This window comes from Paenibacillus sp. FSL H8-0332, assembly GCF_037963835.1.
GTDB classification, from domain to species: Bacteria; Bacillota; Bacilli; order Paenibacillales; family Paenibacillaceae; genus Paenibacillus_AQ; species Paenibacillus_AQ rhizoplanae.
In genome coordinates this window covers 7,463,148-7,482,113 of the sequence record NZ_CP150145.1, presented here as the reverse complement: position 1 = coordinate 7,482,113, position 18,966 = coordinate 7,463,148, and the positions used below count along the sequence as shown (strand labels likewise).

Below are 18,966 nucleotides of genomic sequence, written 5' to 3'. Positions count from 1 at the left end.
TTCCAGTCTCCTTTAATGACAGATTTGCATTGCCCTGCTAGATTGTCCTTTCCTCGCTTAATCTATCTTTTGACTACATAGAAGCTAGCAGCAGAAAGATGGATCAATATAGTAATATTCTGCGATTCCGGCACGGTGTGTGCATTACAGCTAGATTCCGGCAGCCATCCTGTATAAATAGGAGACAACACAAAAGGACCCTCCCGCGAGCCGCACTGGCCAGGAAAGGTTCCTGAATATAAGCCTATTCTATTCCCGTCCGCTGCTTGAACGGCTCAGCAGGCTCTCCCCCAATAACGGGGAACGGGGATCGAACTGCGGATAGATATACTCCTCACGCCGAAAAGAATACCCGGTAGCTGCAATGTCCAGCATCTGATTCAGCCGCTCACTCTCGCTGCCCAGTCCCTGGTCCAGCGGAATGTCCCCCGCGATGATCCGCAGGTACAGTTGCATTCTTGGACGGTCGCCTGAATAACGCGGCTCCATGGACACCGTATTCGGGTCGTATTGGTCCATGATCTGCGGGGAGAGCGGATAGATCGATTCTGCTGCGGTGGGATAGAATTCCCTGAAGTGGCGGAGCCCGCGTGAAGCGCCCGGCTTATCCATAATCCCGTCTGTCACCGGAAGGGCGAGTGCCTGCTGGTACAGCATGCCCAGGAATTCCTTCGACTGAAGAAATCTCCAGACCTTCACCGCAGCCTCCCGGCTCTGCGCCGCACTGTTCACCACCAGCGGAGCGTGGGGGACCATCATCAGGGCCCCGGCCCGGCGCCGTGACAGATCCGCTGCCGGAGGGAGCGCTACTCCCCAGTCATCCTTAGGCATATACTCCTGCAGCTTGACATAATCTTTGCTGGTAACATACATCATGCCGATATTGCCGTCTGCGAACTGCCGGAGCGCGCTGTTAAGCTTCAACAGAGTCTCCCCCGGGTAGAGGCTGCCCTGCTGCTTCATCTCCCGCACCATTTGCAGCCAGGGGGCATACACACTCAGGTCATAACGGCCCGACCGGTAGTCATAAAGATAATAACCGCTGTAGGTATTCGATAGTTCCAGTCCGGCCTGGAGGCTGGCCCGGCTATCCCCGGCGGGCAACGCGAAGCCGTATTTGTTCACCGGGGCTCCGGCCCGGCTGATCTGCAGGGCCGCCTGCTCCAGTGCAGCGAAGGTAAGCGGAGGCCGCTCCGGGTCAAGTCCGGCGCTGCGGAACAATTGCTTATTGTAGATCAGGCGCACGGTATCAATACTGGAGGGCATGAAGTAGATTCCGCCCTTGAACAACGAGCCGGACGCGTGCTTTCTGGCCCATACCGGGAAGCGCAGCAGCCAGCCGGCATCCAGATCAGCAGACAAATTAGCGAGATACCCCTTGTTGACGTAAGTGGCCAGCCAGGCGTTATCGACACTGAACACATCCGGCCCCTGCCCGGAGGTCATCAGCATATTCAAGGTATCGTCATATGCGTCTGTAGCAAGGTTCATCACTACAATCTCAATCTGATCGGGATTTGTTTTATTATAATGGCTGATAGCATTCTTCACTTCCAGGTTCTCCGTCCAGTCAGACAGGGCGACCCTCACCCGGGTGGTCTGCGCCGCCGGTACGGCCTTCTCGCCTTGAGTGAGGTCCGGCAGCAGCGGGCGGTTATAACCAAGAGTGTAAATAGCCAGCCCGCAGCCTAAGATGATAATAAAATAGAACAGTAACCTTTTCACACCGCACCTCCTGCATTGACATCCTGACTTCACGCGTTTTACAATGTATACCAGTTATTGACTCGGAAGGAGAACTCCGATGAAGAAATATTACGATTCGTTGTCGAAGGCACTCTTCCTCTATAACTTCAGCATCCGCAGCCGCCTGATTCTCTACTTCCTCTTCCTGGTTCTTCTCCCGACTACGATCATCTCTGTCACCATCTATAACAAATCCGCCGGGATCATTACCCGGAATATGAATACATCCATTGAGAATAACTTCAATCTGGTTCAGGATAATCTCGCCCGGCGGTTCGAAGCCGCCAATCAATCCATGACCGCGCTGTACCTGAATTCTGAATTCGCGGACCTCATCTCCTCCAACCGGCCAACAGACAGTACCGGAATCATTAATGAGCTGGCCGCCCTTAGCAAAATCCTTGAGGATTTCCCCGCGAACGGGACCTCCGGCAACAGCTTCGTTCCTATGCTCTATATGCTGAACCGGCCGGAATATACCCAATATAATTTCTCACGGCGTGTATTCAATATCGATCTTATTACCTTGAAGCCCTGGTATTTAAACATTCCGGCCAAAGCCGATTTTGCCGTGGTGGGTCTTAGCTCGCTGGATTCCCGGTTCACCCTCAAATTCGCGAAGCGCCTGTTCGGTATCCGGCATGCACAACTGCCCTATGTCGGACTGCTCACCCTAGATATCCCGGCGGCCGAATTCGGCACGCTCCTGGAGCATTATAAGCCCACGCCCGGCAGTAAGGTCTATATCGCAGACAAGGCCGGAACCATCGCCATCAGCCCTGAGCCGTCACTTATCGGCCAGAATATCGCTGCCCAGGATTATTACAGCAAGCTTAGCTTGACTATAGGGCCTGCTGACAGTACCAGCAACCCTCTCTCTCCAGACCACTCATCCGCCCTGCATTCCTTCCGCCACTCCATCGGCAGCGAGGAGATGCTCGTCTCGTACAAGACGCTGGAAAACACCGGCTGGACCATCCTATCCTTCTCACCTGTCCGCGAGCTTAACGGGGAGCTGATCTCCTTCCGCCGGGTGATGTATATCGTAATAGTCATCTGCATGCTCGTCTCCTTCCTGATGGCCCTGCTGCTGTCCGAGAATATCTCCGCACCGATCCGCAAATTCATCCAGTCGATGTCGCATGCCGAGAGCGGGAACTTCAATATCCCCATCCGCTACCGGCGCAAGGACGAATTCTCCTATTTATTCAACCGCTACAACAAGCTGCTTCAGCAGATTAAGGCACTCATCGACAAGCTCTACGTCACCGAGCTGCGCAAAAAGGAAGCCGAACTGCAAATGCTCCAGGCCCAGATCAATCCGCATTTTCTCTACAATACTCTGGACTCCATTAACTGGATTGCCATTAACCACGATATCCCCGAGATCAGCAGCATGGTCACCTCGCTCTCGGACTTCTTCCGGTACAGCCTGAGCAAGGGCCGCAATATTATCCCGCTCCGCGATGAGCTGCGGCAGGTCGAGAGCTATCTGCAGATTCAGCAGTTCCGCTTCCAGGACCGGCTTCACTATGAGCTGGAGGAGACGGACCGGGCGCTGGCAGAGGAATGTCTGGTGGTGAAGCTCAGTCTCCAGCCGCTGGTGGAGAATGCCCTGATTCACGGGATTCAGCAGCGGCGGGGCACAGGCACGATCCGCATCCGGGTCGAGCAGACGGAGGAGCTGCTTAGCATCTCCGTGTTCGACGATGGAATAGGCGCCGATCCCGCACGGCTGAACCAGCTGCTGGCAGACTCGCAGCCGGGCAACCAGTCTTACGGCATCCGCAATGTGCATATGCGAATCCGGCAGTTTTTCGGAGAGTCCTATGGCATCCGTTATTACGACAATACCGAAGACGGCTGCGGTCTGCTGGCTGTCATCCGGTTCCCGGTGGTCACTACTTGGAATGAGGTGAAGGAAGATGTTAACGATGATCGTAGCGGATGACGAGCCGTTTATCCGCAACAGTCTGATCCGTGTGTTCGATTGGCAGGAAGAGTTCGGGATTGAGATTATCGGGGAAGCCTCAGATGGACTGGAGGCGTACGAATTATGCCTGAAGCTCAGACCGGACATCCTGTTCACCGACATTATGATGCCGCTAATGGGGGGACTTGAGGTAGCAGAGAAGCTGCGGGAGGCAGGCTGCAGGGCCCGGATTATTATAATCAGCGGCGCCCAGGACTTCTCCTACGCCCGGGAGGCACTGAAGGTGAACGCAGAGGGATATATTCTGAAGCCTGTCAAGCTGCCCGAGATCCGCAGTGTCTTCCGCCAGGCGGTGGCCAAGCTGACAGAGGAACGCGAGCAGCAGCTGGATATAGAGCAGCTTAAGCAGCAGCTTCAAGACAATATGCCGCTGCTGCGGGAGAAATTCCTCCAGAATCTGATCGCCGGCCTGTACCGCAAGGAGGATGAGATCTGGCAAAAGATACAGTATTTCGCCCTGCCCTTCCAGCAGGGGACACTGCTTAGCGTCTGTGTGCTCCAGTTGGATGAATACCGGAGCGCGGTGGCTAAATACTCGGAGGAGCATAAGCAGCTGCTTTATTTTTCCATCCAGAATGTCATTCAGGAGAGCCTGGACAGTCACCCCTGCGCCATCAGCTTCGTGGCCAGTGAGAACGAGTTCATCCTGATATTCTGCACCCCGCAGACGCCTCCGTCCCCCTCCCTCTCCGGAACATGCGGGCAGATTATCGCCAACATTCAGAAGTCTCTGCGGCTGGACGCCTCCGTCGGCATCGGGCGGGCTTGTCCGCTGGCGGGCCAGCTTGAGGATTCCTATAAGGATGCGCTGGCCGCGCTGGTGTACAAATTCTATACCGGGCCTGCCTCTGTCCTCTACATTAAGGATATCCAGCCCGACACGGAGAAGCTGCAGAGCACTTTTATCTATAAACTCCAGGCCCGGCTGATGAATGAATTGAAGGCAGGACATACGGACACCGTCACCCGGCTGATGGAGCAGCTCTTCGGCGGGCTGGCCGGGCCCAAGCATAGAATTGAATATGTGCAGAGCCTCTGCGCGGAGATGATTTTCACCTCCGCCAGAGCTCTATATGAGATTGATGAGGACATCGGGCAGGTGCTGAGCGACCGGATTAGCATCATGGATAAGCTGTACCAGCAGACCACGATCACCGGCCTTAAGGCGTATATGCTGTCACTCCTGCATGACTTAAGCGCTTATGTAGCAGGTAAGAACACCTCCAGGAACAGCCGGATCGTCAGCAGCATCCGTACCATCGTTCAGGAGGGATACGCCTCGGAGCTGTCCGTGTCCAGGATTGCCGAGGAGGTGTTTCTGACACCTAACTACATCAGCCTGCTATTCAAGAAGGAGACCGGCAGAACCATTACCGACTATATCACCCAGATCCGCATAGGCAAGGCGAAGGAGCTGCTGCTGACTACGGACCTGAAGGTCATGGAGATCTCGGAGCGGGTCGGCTATGAGAATCCCCATTATTTCAGTACAGTTTTCAAAAAAACCACCGGCCTGCACCCGCTCAAGTTCCGTTCGGCCAAGGGTTAGACCGCCCCCCCGCTCTAGCGGATAATATACGATTTCGTACCTATTCTGGAGTAGATGGCGGTTTTTGCATTCACTTTCGCGGAGACCGGCGGGCCCATGCGTGCGTTGCCCAGTGAAGCAATATAGGCAAAGTCCGGGTGAAGCCCCTCATCCGCCAGATAGGCCGAGGTCCGGCTGCCCGGCACCCGCTCCCTGTTGAGCGATACAATCATCTGAGTGGCATTCTTGATCCCGAGCCCGTGTCCGTAGTAACTGTCCCTGGACAACATAATCGCGTTCTCCCCCTGCCATTCCGGCTTAGCCGGATCATGGTCAGGATTCTTGAAATAGACCACATCGCCCGGCTGCAGCTCATTCCTGTTGAACGTGGTAATCAGCTTCAGATTGCTGTCATAGTTCCAGTCCCACAGGTACAGACCAGTGAAATAACGGTTGAAGGCCGCCTCCCCGATCATGTTGATGGTTGCTTTATATAGAATCATCACCATCGCCATAGCACATTCGAAGGCATACAGCTGTCCATTCACAAAAATATCATTAATCGCCGCCGAAGGAGTGACATTTGCATTCAGCTCAAATCCACCGCCTCCTGTACGGGTCCAGTACCTCGGATTGCAGCGGGAATTCTCGAAGGTCGAGAAATCAGTCCCCCCTACATTCATTGCCCGGGCTGCCGCAATAATCTCCCCCCGCATTCTGCTCTCAAAGGCCATATCCGCCGGAGCCGCGTATCCATACCCCATTCTGCTTCCCCCTTTCGTCTTCTTGTCATGAAATATAGGTTATTGTACGTGTCGGGCCGCAATTGGTGCGGAGGAGTTTGCTTACTGCGCCAAAAGAACCGGCTTTTGCCGGTGCTCTCCTTCCTGGCCGTTTCCCGGTCCTATGGAAGAACGAATAAAAGGCGCTTCCCGGCAATCGGAGCGCCTTTTTCACGCTGGATGATGCCCTTGCCCCCCGATCCTAAGCACCATAGATTTAGTTTCATTGACTGCAATATTATCAATGTTAAAATATAGGAACATACGTTCTTTATTTTTTGGAAAATGGTTGTAAAAAATACATTTCATTTCTCTTTATAGGGTAGGAGTACTCTCTTTTTAAAAAGGACGGGGGGCTTATATTGACAGATGATGACTTGAATCGTCGTTTTATCACGTATATGGCCAATCTCATATACTACAACTCTATCAATTATGACAAAAAAAGACGAATGAAAGAAGGGGGATGAATGATGATGGAGGGTGACATCGCTACTTTCATTGCTAATTTAACGCCGGTGATCTACAAAAAAACATATTGGAGGTTTGAGGCTAAATTAACAAGGTAACTATACGAATGAAATCGGTAGCAAGTGTTTCTATTCTACTAACACCAGGTTTGCTGAACTAAGCTATACTTCTGGTGGAAAACTCTATTATAGTTTCCCAGGCGGAGGCACGGTTCAAGTCAGCTCCAAAGTCGTAGTCGGTAAACACACATTCTTTGATTATGTCGTTTAATTTAATCATTCAAAAAAAGCTGACCACAGTTGGTCAGCTTTTTTTTATTTTTCAATTGGTTTAACTTCAATTTGATCAGCAAGAAATTCATTCTTGGCACTATCGAATTTGTATGTGATATTGAAATCACATACATATGTGGGAGACACACCTACAGATCCTCCAAGGTTCAATTTTATTTTTTGATTCTCCAATGAATAAATATATACTCCTCCAAAAGCAAGGCTATCTTGCTTGTAATCCGGTGCTGGATCAAATCCATAGTTGAAATCATATTCTTTTCCTTGTGATTTAACGGAAATCACTAGTGTACCATCACCGTTTTTAGCAACATGCGTTTCAAGCTGATTCGCAACAATCTCTTCATAACTTTGGACTTTAATTTCGGATAGATCCTCGGCATTAACGACATGAATATCATAATTGTTTAATTCTGTTCCTCGCCCAGTCTGGATGATAATTACGGCTTCTTCTTTCCCATCGCCTGTAACATCCGTGTAAAATACCTGCGGGGCAGTTCCAGTATCCATAGGAATATTCCAAGGATAGTCTTTCTTATTACCGTTAATATCCAGTGTTATCCCATCAGTTTTTGTATAAAACTTTACTTTTTCATCTTCTGAAGACCCCAGCAACTTCACATCCTTATCTTGCACCGGCTGTGTCATAACTTGTTTACTAGGAGACTCACCCGAACCATTATTAACCGTTGCAGGTTTATCTGATCCACATCCTGAAAGCAAAACGACACTCAACACAATCAATACACCAAGCTCTTTTTTCAACCCTGAAAACTCCTTTCGTCTAATTATCTGAAATTATATCAGAGCAAATGAATCCATGAATAACATATAATTAACATTATTTAATATTTAAGTCATATTTTTGTTATCCAATCAATTCCATGGGAAGTACCATACACCTAATTTTATCCATTTCACATACCATTATGTTATTATCCTTCCCCTCACAGCTGCTCATTCCCTATTTTTACTTATTATACCATATATATTTCCCCCTTATTAGATTTATCTATTTTTCTTTCCACAAACCTAAATAGGGGGAGCTTAGCTCCCCCCTCAAAATATTTAAAATTCAACCCATGAAGAACAGTCTATTATTGCAAAGTCAGGTTAGGATTCAAAGTAATCTCAAAGGCGCGGCCCCAAATATAATCGGGATCATCGTATGGAAGCACCACACTGGCGTATTCAGAGAAGACCCAACTGCCCCCGTTAATCTGCCGGATATTGCACGCCGGTTCAGCACTGCCGATCAGGAAGGCGCCCGTCCCGGCAAGCGTGGCCGTGTGTGTCTGCATCCGCTCTCTTAGCAGGGCCTCGAGATGAGCGTAGTCCTCCGGGCTATTGAACAACAACATATTCTGATCTGTAAACGTTGCAACATTCTCATAGAGCGAATGGGCTCTGGAGTACGTCCGGATTTCGCCAATCGCCAGCCTTTTGTAGAAGTAATCCTTCAGGAAGCGCTTGAACAGCAGTGAGCCGTGAGCGTTAACCGCAAGATCCAGCGCCGCCGCATCGGTCTCTGTAACGATATAAGCGTACCGGGCCTGGGCCATGCCCAGTGCGAGGCCGATTTTGTTCCCCGGCGTATTCCAGCCGCTATACCCTAATAGAGCGCCAGTATGCCTGCTGCCCAGCAAAGCCTCAGTTATACTTGCATCTGCTGCACCTGCGCCGACACAGTCAATCACTAACGACGGGACGGCGCGGGAATCGTTATCTTCAATACGGTTAACCGCAGCCAGCACCTGATCCGCAGCGGTAATCGCGATAATCTCCACCTCACGGGCATCGCCTACCGCCTCTCCCCCCACAATATCCAGATGGCGCAAAATGTTCTGATGCACATCCATATATTCATACGGACTCGTAAGGGTAGAGCCATGCGGTCCGAAATATTCAACAGTGTACCTGGTGGTCGCCCCGTTCCGGTAGAGCTGATTCGCCATCCGCGCCAGTAAGGACTGTCCCAGTCCGTCTGCATCCGGGAGAATGACGGCCCGGTCCGGATTTTGACCCTGAGTCCCGCCCAGCCATTCATTAATGCCTGCTTCCATATAGTGAATCTCGTTAATCTGCACGCCCTGAGTATTGGCATCATCCACACCGACTGCAAGGAAATCAATAGAGCCCTCCTGCGCCAGCACCTCCAGAATATAGCGGTTCGTCTTGAACTTATGCGCTCTGGTATTGTAATACTGCTCTTTATTGAAAGCAGCCGTACTGCCATAGTCGCCAGTCGGGGACAGGTTATATCCGCTGAGAATATCATCGAACTGCGTGAAGCTTCTGCGCGGCTGAAGCATGAAATTACGGGACTCCGTATACGCCGTGAGGTCCAGTCCTCCCGCAAAAGAGGTGGTCGCCAGTCTCATAATTGTATCCATTACATACATCGGCTTGTCCGGGTAAGCTTGCTTCACTTCACGGATGACGTCGAGCAAGTCTGTAATTGCAGCATCGTAAGCGGGATAAGCACCCCCTGCATCCATACGCAGACGGCGGCTGCCAATCAGCCCCCCATAGGCCAGCATATCCGCTGAAAGGATGAAACCATCCACAGAAGCTGCATGATTCCGAATATATTGCCGGATCTTGGCGGTATCTCCATAAGCCGGTGAACCTGTGGTCAGCAGGGTTGTGCCCGATGCGGTCTTTTGCGAATCCAGCCGATTCTTAAGGTCCGTTACATCCGGTGTGATCACATGAATCCCCGCCGATCTCCCCTGCACAATCACATCATCCAGATTAACCGGCCGATCATCCAATGGTACATATAGCACTTTCTTCATTGATGTCACGCTCCCTCTAGTTAGCAGATAGGCTCAGAACAGATGCCCTCACTATATAAGGTAATTTACACAGATGGATTACAACCAGAACAATATTTTTTTTGCCACGCGTCCATAAAAGGGAATTTACATTGACTCTAGTATTTACATTTCATCAGTAATTTTTTTAAGCTCAAAAATAGTTGCCTCTGATAACAAGATAAGCCTGTCACTATTAACAGAAAAAAAATTCAAGCCAGAAGGTATGCCAAGTTTTGTATAAGGATCACTTACATCTATTACTTTTACTACATCCTTTATATTTAAGTCTGGAATATCTATTTTATAGAATCTATAAAAAGAGGTAGAGTTAGTACATGTCGTTGTAATTTCGTATAATGGATTTTTTAGTTCAGTTTGATATTTCGTGTAATTTTTAAGTCCTTTTGATGAAAAAAAATCTTTTTTGATGATAATTTTATCTCCAATGAATTTTTGCCCTGTTGGATATTCGGAAGCATCATTGTATGAATTTGCGAACCCTAGAAGTTTCTCAACTTTCCAAGTTCCATAGAAATTTTGTGATGTTTCACTATCCAAGCTTATACGGTCTACAGTACAATCTCCAGAACGATCTGTATTCTGTTCCGGTTGAGTTATTACTTGTTTACTGGGCAAATCCCCCGTACCTTGCGTGACTGTTGCGGGCTTATCCCCCCCACACCCTGACAGCAAAATAGTACTCAATAACATCAATAATCCTAGCTCTTTTTTCAACACTCTAATCTCCTTTCACTTACTTAGCAGAAATTATATCAAAGCAAATGAACCCAAGATTGACATAATATTAACATTATTTATGATTAAATTTAAATTTATGTCAATACTTTCTTTCTTTTTGGTACGATCTACCCGGATACAATGTTGGATATACCCGTAAGTCTTCTCAACATAAAAAGCCTACCCAGTTGAAAGGCAGACTCTATATATTCATTCAGTATTATTCAGAAAAGTTAATATACACGAAGGCAGTATCAGCCGTTTTATTCCAAGTAACCTGTGCGCCAAGTGCTTCAGAGATAATAAAACCTCCACTTAATCCTAGACGATGCAAGAGTATCCTTTATCCATTTTTTCTCATTTATAGCTTAGAATAATAAAAATGAATGTAAAAGGAGAGGTAATTAGTATGGGCTTAGCATTTAAGGTTAATGAAAAGCTGTTGCCTGAACAAATGGCTGAGGTGTTTAGATTATCAGGGCTAAAGCGTCCTCACAACGATTTAGAACGTATGGAGAAAATGATTGATCAAGCCGATATCTTAATTAGCTGCTGGGATGGCGGCCGGGTAGTCGGAGTAGCTCGGGCCATCACTGACTATTGCTACTGCTGTTATCTGTCGGATCTGGCCGTCGTCCAAGAGTATCAGAAGAAAAATATAGGTAAAGAACTGGTAGAACTCCTTCAGCAGACCTTAGGAGATCAAGTAGCCATCGTGCTTTTGTCATCAGAGGAAGCTTTAACGTTCTATCCTCAAATCGGCTTTGAAGCTGCTACCAATGCCTTTCGGATCGCCCGCAAACATTAGCTACTCTCTGGAACCGGCAGCCTCCTGGAACCATAGATTCACCTGCGCGGTCTCCTCGGTCAGAAGATCCAGGTAGATGGAGGTGCGGTAATCGGTCTCCTTGAGGCTCCGGCCTGTAATCTCGGCGATCCTGTTGAGTCGGTACATTAAGGTATTGGTATGAATATGCAGAAAAGCGGCCGATGCCTTCAGATTGCCGTCCAGCGACAGGTATACAGCGAGGGTTCTCAGCAAATCGCTCTTATGCTCACGGTCATGCTCCTTCAAAGGATAGAGCAGCGGGCTCCGGCGGGGGCGGCTCCGTTTCTGTTCCAGAATAGCCGGAAGGTACGCCCAGAACCCGATCTCTTCATAGAGAAGTAGCTCACGCGTATGATAAGGCAGCAGCTTCTTCATCTCCAGAATCTGTAGCGCTTCGCGGTATGCTTCAGCAGCCGAGGTATATTCGCGGTATTCAGGACTGCAGCCTGCTGTAAGCTTGCAGCCTTCGCTCTGGCTCAGCTCCCCTAGCAGCTTGTGCAGGAACGAAGACAGACGCCCGGTCCCTTCCACCGGAAACATAAAGGAGAAAAGAATAATCAGCCGGTTCTGCTCGGCGGTCTGAAAAAGCAGCCTCTGCCCGGTATAGGTATCCATCACCCTGCGGAATTTCTGCAAAAAATGCTCATCCACCGGCCTGCTGCTCTCCAGCACCCCGATATAATAACGCTCCGGCAGCAGAATCGCACCAGCCTCTGCCTCCTGGCGGATTCGCGGCTCACTCTCATAATGCGAGGTCAGCAGCTTCCAAAAGAAATCCTCGAACGTCTTCTCCTGCTTCGTCTTCCAGCCGCGCTGCTTCAGCAGATAACGTCCGGCAATCCCGGCAGCCTTTTCCACGATACGCTCCGCATGACCTTCGGCAAGATTTCCCCCGTCCACCACCCAAATATAGCCGAGAATCTCCTGCTGGTGCCGGATGCACATGGCAAGTCTGGGACCCAGACCCACCTCCATCACTGCGGGGATGCGGATCGGATGGCCGGTATTCTCCAGATTGTGCATAACACCCTTTTTGCGGAGGCCAATGATCACGGTATTCGGTACTCTTTTGCCGATAATGGTCGAGATTCGTGCCGCATCACTCTCAAACTGATGGGAGCTGTAGCCGATTACATGATGATTGCTGTCCTCAATCGTAACCTGAGCCTGAAGCGATTCACTGAGGGTATCGGCCAAGGATTCCATGCTGTCAAAAAAACGGTCAAATGATGGCTCTGCTTCTGTCAATGTTCCCACCCCAACCCCTAAGAATAGCCGAAGCTTATATAAGTGATTACATTATATTACAGCGCCTGGCAGTTGCCTATAGGGAGATGCAAGAAATATGGAGGAAACCTAACATCCGATGAGGGATTTTCGTCAAAAGCAAAAATAGTGCGGAGCGATAGCTGACATCGAGCGTATGTCCGGCACACCTGCCTTGGCAGCAGCAATTCGCGCGGGGTCAAAGTGATCGGTTTTCCGATTACATTCGGCCTACGTGCCTCCGCAGCGCCGAATGTGTTCACTTTTTCGATTACATTTAGCCCACTCCAACACAAAAATCCCGGTGATCGCTCACCGGGCCAAGGTAGGCATGCTCTGTTTTGTCTACTACAATACCCCTCTAGCCGACTTTTATCTCTACAGATTAGATCAGCGTGAACTCCTGCTCTACAGCGGCCTCAACCGTGAAGTACTCTTCCCCAAGAGCTTCGGCTACGGCCTGACAGGTGATTTTGCCGTTGGCTACATTGACGCCGCTCTTTAGACCGGCATCGTCCTCGATGGCCTGGAACACGCCCTTGTTGGCGATTTGCAGCGCGTAGGGAACCGTAACGTTGGTTAGGGCGATGGTCGAGGTTTTGGCGACTGCCCCCGGCATGTTGGCGACCGAATAGTGCAGGACTCCATGCTTCTCGAAGACAGGGTTATCGTGCGTGGTCACCCGGTCAATCGTCTCCACAATTCCGCCCTGGTCAATCGCCACATCAACAATGACCGAGCCCGGCTTCATCGTCTGCACCATTGCTTCCGTTACCAGCTTAGGTGCCTTCGCACCTGGAATCAACACTGCCCCTACCAGGAGATCCGCTTCAGCAACAGCCTTAGCAATATTGTACGGGTTAGAGATCAGGGTGCTGATCTGGGCACCGAAAATATCGTCGAGCTGGCGGAGCCGGTCTGCGCTCAGATCGATAATGGTCACCTCGGCACCAAGTCCGATGGCCATCTTGGCTGCGTTGGTGCCGACCACACCGCCGCCGATAATGCTGACCTTGCCGCGGCTTACACCTGGAACCCCGGAGAGCAGGATACCCTGTCCGCCGTAGTTTTTTTGCAGGAATTGTGCACCGAGCTGTACAGCCATGCGCCCGGCTACCTCGCTCATCGGGGTGAGCAGCGGCAAGGTACGTCCATCCACTACGGTCTCGTAGCCGATGGCGAATACGCCTTTGTCTTTGAGGGCGGCAGCAAGAGCAGGCTCTGGAGCCAGATGCAGATAAGTAAAGAGGATAAGCCCCGGGCGGAAGTAGCCGTATTCACTGCTCAGCGGTTCTTTCACCTTCATTACCATTTCAGCGGCAGCCCACACTACGGCGGCTTCTGCAACCAATTCCGCACCAGCGGCGCCATACTCTTCGTCCAGGAATCCGCTGCCCGCACCCGCTCCGGCCTCAACAAGCACCTTGTGGCCTTCTGCGCTTAGACTTACCACACCCGCAGGGGTAATCGCTACGCGGTTTTCATTGTTTTTGATTTCTTTCGGTACGCCAATAATCATCTTTCATCGCTCCTGTCAGTTAGGGTTCTCTTATGTAAAGAATCATAACATACGGGTCACCACTGCATTTTGGGTAAAAAGAAAAACATGATCTGACATGATTGTGTTTTTACACAATGGACTTGAAACGCCGCACCAGCTGCTCCCGGAATAGAACGTTTCCCTGCACTATTGCCGCCCTAGCCCTAATCCGGGAAGAGAATGTAAAGTTATGTTCCATATTCTCCTGTTTTTTGTTCCTTCTGACGCTTCCGGCCATCTGCTATTCTTGAATTGCAAGCTTATACACAGTACACACAGGGAGGTTGTCGCTTTGAACAAGAGCCGTGTTATCGCCGGAATCACTTCACTCGTTCTGATCATGGGCCTGGCCGCAGGCTGCGGGAACAGCAGCAATTCATCTTCAGCGGACAATGGAAGCTCTGCCACAGGTAAGAATACACCGGTTACGCTCAAAATGTGGGGCGGTGTCCCCCCGGAATCAGGTCCGCAGCAGGTCATGGACAACTGGAACAAGGAGCACCCCGATATTCAGGTGGAATATGTACGCTATGTTAATGATGATGACGGCAATCTGAAGCTGGATACGGCGATGATTACCGGCCAGGATGTGGATTTGTTCGTGAACTATACGATCTCCCATGCCGCCAAGCGGGTGGAATCGGGACTGGCCCTGGACCTCAGCGGCTTCACCGATTACAACATTGAAGAGAAGATGGGCGCGGACACCGCAAGCTGGAAGATTGACGGCAAATTCTACGGCGTTCCGACGACCAAAAGCCCGTTCTTCATCGCTCTGAACAAAGACGCCCTGGACAAGGCCGGTCTGCCCGTTCCGAAGGAATGGACCTGGAATGAGCTGCGCGAGTATGCGAAGAAGCTGAAGATCGGCAATTCGTACGGTTTTATTCAAAATATGGAGCCCTTCGTGGACCCCATCGACTCCGTGCTGTCACAGGAGGGCTACACCAAGCCGGACGGCACCTCCAATCTCGATCATCCGCTGGTCCGACAATGGCTGGAGACGTTGAACGGGATGATGCAGGACGATAAGACCACACCGCCGCTCGGCGAGCAATTAACTTCCAAAATGCCGGTGGAGCAGGTCTTCCTCAGCGGAGAGGTGCCGATGCTCAATATCGGGGCGTGGCTGCTGCGCAGCTCGAATAACTTCACCGACTTCCCGCGTGATTTCAAAATCGCTTTCGCTCCGGTACCGAGACTCGCCGAAGCTGCAGGTGATTATGTAACCCGCGGGGGCCTCGGCGATTACATCTCCATTAACGCCAAGTCCAAGAAGCAGGAAGCGGCCTGGGAGTTCCTGAAGTGGTATTCCGATGGCGGCATGTCCCCGATGGCAGCGGGCGGCAGACTCCCGGCCTCCAAGGATGCCAAGCAGGAGGATGCACTCAAGAGCCTCATCGGCGACAAAAGTGACTCCTACGATCTGGACTCCCTGATGTACGTCATGTTCGACAATAAGACGCCAACCTATGTCCGCAGCCTGCCGCAAGAGGTAATGGACCTGCGCTCGCAGGAGTACGAGAAATACTTCCTCGGCTCCCAGCCGCTCGATCAGACCATACAGGCCATGGCAGCCCGGCATAATGAGTATTTGAAGCAGACGAAGTAGCGGCTGGGGCGCAGACAGAGAAGAAATAGAGAAATGTAGTCTTCTTGAGTATTCTTGCGGACTGGGATGCGCTTATTTTGGCAAATTCGGCTATTCTGGAGGCTAAGCGGACTCAGATGCGCTTAATTACAATTTCCCTCTTCATTTCCGGCTACCTGGAGTGATATAACGGCCTCTGAGTCCGCTTGCCGGCATAAAGTTGATTTTTTCGCCAAATAAAGGCCTGTGAGTCCGTCGGTCCATCATAAGAGGATTAGCAGCGCGGGCACGATGGTTTTGACCGGAAAATGCACCTGCATACTCCAGGAAATCCCTTGACAAGGCGGAGCGGATAACTATCCGCTCCGTCTTTCTTGTCCCCCTGTCAAGCAGCCCGAATAGAACAAAACTATGCATTTCCGCCATCCTCCCGTGCCCGCTGGAACAAAACCATGCAATTTGAAATATCGCCAATCCGGCGGAGGGATTATGCTATAATCTAGCATATCAACCGTCCCGAACCGGGCAGGTTCGGTCAGGCTTGGAGGTGCTTCCCTGTGTCACAGCTGCTGCGTGTGCTGATTCCCCAGAAGTTGAAATACCGTCTGTTCACCGCGTTCGTATGCCTGATTCTGCTGCCGTTCGGCGCACTGAACATCTATAACTATCAGCGTATTGAGACGCTGGTCCAGAAGAAAATCAGCCAGCAAAGCCACTATCAGCTGGAGCAGATGTACCGCACGCTGGAGGACCAGATCAGCATCGCCTTCAAGACGCTGCTGTTCCTGAAGCAGGATGACACTGTGAAGTCTGTACTGCTCCATCCTGAACAGCGTAATCAGCTGGAGAATAAGCGGCTGATGGAGAATATTTTCAAGAACCTGAACAACAGCTTCTTCCTGTATAATCCTTCGGTCTACTTCTTGATTCTGGACTTATCTGAAAGCGCATACACCTCATACCCGCCCAAGGATTCACTGGTCTATTCGGATCTGCGGGGTAATCCTGGGTTCGACAGAGGGCAGATGAATAACAGCTCTTATCACTGGGTGCCTAATGATGCCAACTACGTACTGCGCGATGTCTCTACCAGCGCCTATCTTCTCTCTTTATATGCCTATCTGGAGGATACCCGGAACCAGCCGTATGGCATGGCCCGGATCAGCATTGATTATACATACTGGCTGCGCTCCATCCATAAGCAGTCCGATCTGGAGCAGCAGTATTTCCTGATCACACGCTCGGGTGAGGATATCTCCCAGTCGGTTCCGGGCAGCCAGTTATCTGAGAAGGTGAAGGCGGGCTTTGCCGGGCAGCCGGGACAGCAGTATTTTATCGACAAGGACTCGAACGCCCTGATTAACTATATCTATGTGGAGTCGCTGGACTGGTATATCGTCAACCGGATTCCGCTGTCTGTGCTGTTCGTGGAGATCGAGGGGCTGAAGCAGCAGTATTTCATTACATTCCTGGTGCTGACGAGCATCTTCCTGATGATGACCTTCGTGATTGCTACGACCATTACGCGGCCCTTGTCCCATCTGCAGAACAAGATGAAGGCGGCGGTGCAGAAAAGCCTGAAGATCCGCCTGCCGGAGCACAAATTCAGCGGCGAGATCCTGGAGCTGACCCGGACCTTCAATACGATGCTTGACGACACCCACCTGCTGATCCAGAAGCTGAAGGCCGAGGAGCGCCAGAAGGAGGCGGTGCATTTTCAGATGCTGCTGGCCCAGACGAATCCCCACTTCCTGCTCAACACGCTGAATACGATCAAATGGATCGCCATCCGTGAGCATAACGAGGATATTACTAACATGACTCTGTCGCTCGGCAAGCTGCTGGAGGCCAGTCTCAATACCGATAAGGATCTGATCCATCTCAAGGATGAAATTGAGCTCGTTGAGGCCTATGTCCATATTCAGCAGGTCCGTTACGCCCACAAATTCGACTGTACGTTCACGTATGACGAGGACATTCTGTATGCTCTGGTGCCGAAGCTCAGCCTCCAGCCGCTGGTGGAGAACGCCATTATCCACGGAATCAGCAGGCTGCCCGGCCATGGCCTCATTGAGCTGAATGTCCGCCGTGAAGAGCACAGGCTGATTATCGAGATCCGGGACAACGGCGTAGGCATGGAACAGACGGAGGGTCCCAAGGCTCCGCGCAAGCGTCCGGGTATCGGACTGAATAACATTCAGGAGCGGCTGCGGCTGTTGTTCCGGGAAGAGGGCCGGCTTGAGGTTCTCTCTACCAGCGAAGGCGTTACGGTCCGCTTGACGCTGCCGCTGCTAATGTCCACACCTTACGGCAACGAACATCCGGATTGAAGCGCATAACTACGGGAGGGATTACACATGTGGAAGGTACTGCTGGTGGAGGATGAGGTATTCGTACGGGAAAGCGTGCGCGAGATCATCGCCTGGGAAGAGCTTGGCTTCACGGTCAGCGGAGAAGCGGGCAATGGGGCAGAGGCGCTGGAGATGATCCGGGAGGATACGCCCGATCTGGTGATTTCGGATATCGTCATGCCGGAGATGGATGGAGTCGAGCTGCTGCGCAGAACCCGTGAGGAGGGGTATGGTTCCCGCTTCGTCATGCTGACCTGCATGAATGACTTCGAGAATGTGCGGCAGGCCATGGAATACGGGGCGTCCAATTATATTCTGAAGCTGTCGATGAGCGTGAATTCACTCCGTGACACACTGCGCAAGATCAGCGGCGAGCTGGAGAAGAACCGCAAGGCTGAACCGGATAGCCCTCAGGAGTCTCCCCCGCCCCCGCAGGCCCATGAGGAGATTACGAGCCACCCGGAGATCCAGAAGATCCTTCACTATCTGCACGAACACTACGCTGAGGATATTACCGTGAAGTCGATGTCGCAGTATGTCATGATGGCCGAGAATTATGTCAGCACCCTGTTCAAAAAGAAAACCGGCCACACCCTCATCCACTATCTGCACCGTGTACGGGTAGATCAGGCGATTCGGCTCCTGACCGGCTCCGACCTGCCGGTCTATGAGATCGGCAACCGGGTCGGCTTCGTGAGCGATAACTACTTCATCAAAATCTTCAAGCGCCTGACCGCGCAGACGCCCAGTCAATACCGGCATCAACAGCGGGAGAATCCGGATAGCTTAAGTCTATAGCCTGCTTTTCAGATAACGATCATAGTATTGATCCAGCGGCATTCCTTCCGGGAATGCCGCTTTTCTTGCTGGCCGGAACATGGATAGAACATAACTAAGACCGGAGCGCCTGCCACCGCTTGCGTAATTGTATATTTCTGTGCCATGAAGTGGGTGGTTTTGTTCCTTAACCCTCAAGGGAACGCTTGCTATGCTTGTAATGTACTTATTAAGACCTAAAGGAG

At 51.0% G+C, this 18,966-nt stretch carries 13 protein-coding genes; 6 read left to right on the top strand and 7 right to left on the bottom strand.

The window, feature by feature from the left end:
- Positions 1-249: 249 nt before the first annotated feature.
- The gene (locus tag NST43_RS32785) at positions 250-1,725 is read right to left on the bottom strand and encodes an extracellular solute-binding protein (RefSeq protein WP_339221657.1); all 1,476 of its coding nucleotides are present in this window, start codon (positions 1,723-1,725) and stop codon (positions 250-252) included.
- A 79-nt stretch (positions 1,726-1,804) separates the two neighbouring features.
- On the opposite strand from NST43_RS32785, the gene NST43_RS32780 reads away from it, so the two are divergent.
- Positions 1,805-3,697: a sensor histidine kinase gene (locus NST43_RS32780; RefSeq protein WP_339221656.1), complete on the top strand. Its 1,893-nt coding sequence runs from the start codon at positions 1,805-1,807 to the stop codon at positions 3,695-3,697.
- Positions 3,672-5,288 carry a response regulator gene (locus NST43_RS32775; RefSeq protein ID WP_339221654.1) on the top strand — a complete coding sequence of 539 codons (1,617 nt, stop codon included), beginning with the start codon at positions 3,672-3,674 and terminating at the stop codon, positions 5,286-5,288. The genes NST43_RS32780 and NST43_RS32775 overlap by 26 nt, the downstream gene beginning before the upstream one ends.
- A 14-nt stretch (positions 5,289-5,302) precedes the next feature.
- Here NST43_RS32775 and NST43_RS32770 read toward each other — a convergent pair whose 3' ends face one another.
- The 4 genes from NST43_RS32770 to NST43_RS32755 all read right to left on the bottom strand — a co-directional run bounded on the left by NST43_RS32770 (position 5,303) and on the right by NST43_RS32755 (position 10,364).
- Positions 5,303-6,031 carry a protein-glutamine gamma-glutamyltransferase gene (locus NST43_RS32770; protein WP_209992809.1) on the bottom strand — a complete coding sequence of 243 codons (729 nt, stop codon included), beginning with the start codon at positions 6,029-6,031 and terminating at the stop codon, positions 5,303-5,305.
- A gap of 803 nt (positions 6,032-6,834) precedes the next feature.
- A complete protein-coding gene (locus tag NST43_RS32765) occupies positions 6,835-7,575 on the bottom strand; it encodes a hypothetical protein (RefSeq protein ID WP_339221652.1) in 741 nt (246 codons plus the stop codon).
- Positions 7,576-7,907: 332 nt separating this feature from the next.
- A complete protein-coding gene (locus NST43_RS32760) occupies positions 7,908-9,608 on the bottom strand; it encodes a DUF4127 family protein (RefSeq protein WP_339221650.1) in 1,701 nt (566 codons plus the stop codon).
- 144 nt (positions 9,609-9,752) lie between these two features.
- The gene (locus tag NST43_RS32755) at positions 9,753-10,364 is read right to left on the bottom strand and encodes a hypothetical protein (RefSeq protein ID WP_339221649.1); all 612 of its coding nucleotides are present in this window, start codon (positions 10,362-10,364) and stop codon (positions 9,753-9,755) included.
- Positions 10,365-10,776: 412 nt separating this feature from the next.
- Between NST43_RS32755 and NST43_RS32750 the strand changes: the two genes are divergently transcribed.
- Positions 10,777-11,175 carry a GNAT family N-acetyltransferase gene (locus NST43_RS32750; protein WP_209992805.1) on the top strand — a complete coding sequence of 133 codons (399 nt, stop codon included), beginning with the start codon at positions 10,777-10,779 and terminating at the stop codon, positions 11,173-11,175.
- Here NST43_RS32750 and NST43_RS32745 read toward each other — a convergent pair whose 3' ends face one another.
- Positions 11,176-12,444 carry a helix-turn-helix domain-containing protein gene (locus NST43_RS32745; RefSeq protein ID WP_339221647.1) on the bottom strand — a complete coding sequence of 423 codons (1,269 nt, stop codon included), beginning with the start codon at positions 12,442-12,444 and terminating at the stop codon, positions 11,176-11,178.
- 403 nt (positions 12,445-12,847) lie between these two features.
- Positions 12,848-13,981, bottom strand: coding sequence for an alanine dehydrogenase (ald, locus tag NST43_RS32740; RefSeq protein ID WP_339221646.1), 1,134 nt, complete (start codon positions 13,979-13,981; stop codon positions 12,848-12,850).
- Between the two features lie 313 nt (positions 13,982-14,294).
- On the opposite strand from ald, the gene NST43_RS32735 reads away from it, so the two are divergent.
- From NST43_RS32735 to NST43_RS32725, 3 genes are all read left to right on the top strand, one after another.
- On the top strand, positions 14,295-15,614 hold the full coding sequence (locus NST43_RS32735; RefSeq protein ID WP_339221644.1) for an extracellular solute-binding protein: 1,320 nt from the start codon (positions 14,295-14,297) through the stop codon (positions 15,612-15,614).
- 536 nt (positions 15,615-16,150) lie between these two features.
- Positions 16,151-17,923 carry a histidine kinase gene (locus NST43_RS32730; protein ID WP_339221643.1) on the top strand — a complete coding sequence of 591 codons (1,773 nt, stop codon included), beginning with the start codon at positions 16,151-16,153 and terminating at the stop codon, positions 17,921-17,923.
- Positions 17,924-17,950: 27 nt separating this feature from the next.
- Positions 17,951-18,742 carry a response regulator gene (locus tag NST43_RS32725; protein ID WP_339221642.1) on the top strand — a complete coding sequence of 264 codons (792 nt, stop codon included), beginning with the start codon at positions 17,951-17,953 and terminating at the stop codon, positions 18,740-18,742.
- The last annotated feature ends 224 nt before the right edge of the window (positions 18,743-18,966 follow it).